The organism is Neisseria sp. P0021.S007, assembly GCF_051956855.1.
In genome coordinates, this window is record NZ_JBQCXA010001444.1 from 1 (window position 1) to 480 (window position 480).

Annotated in this window: 1 protein-coding gene; it reads right to left on the minus strand. The window is 51.2% G+C overall.

Annotation, left to right across the window (positions count from 1 at the left end; all coding sequences use genetic code 11):
• Positions 1-416, minus strand: a 416-nt coding sequence (gene tmk, locus ACTHUR_RS19615) for a dTMP kinase (RefSeq protein ID WP_440400461.1), incomplete at its 3' end; no start/stop codon positions are given.
• Positions 417-480: the final 64 nt, after the last annotated feature.

The following is a 480-nucleotide window of genomic DNA, read 5'->3' on the forward strand; positions in this document are numbered from 1 at the left end:
TCCAAAGGCACATCCAACAGCAAAGTTAAATCTGGGCGGAAATCGTCCTGTACCCAATGCTCAAGCGTGGCAATATCTTGCAAGGGAACACCGCGCCCACCTCCTTGATAGGCAAACGTTGCATCAGTAAAGCGGTCGGAAACCACATGAGTGCCGTTTCTCAGGGCAGGCAGAATGACCGTTTCCAAGTGTTGCTGTCTGGCGGCAAACATCAGCAGAGTTTCGGTACGCAGGCTGACTTGGGTGGCAGGGTTGAGCAGGATTTCACGCAATGCTTCTCCGGCCGGAGTGCCTCCCGGTTCGCGCGTAAACAATACGGGCAGTTGGTGTTTCTCAAACCATGCTTTCATTACGGCGAGGTTGGTGGATTTGCCTGCGCCGTCTATGCCGTCAAGGGTAATAAATCTGGGTTTCATATGGATATCGTTAATCTAAAGGCCGTCTGAAACAGGGATTATAAATGTTTCAGACGGCCTATTC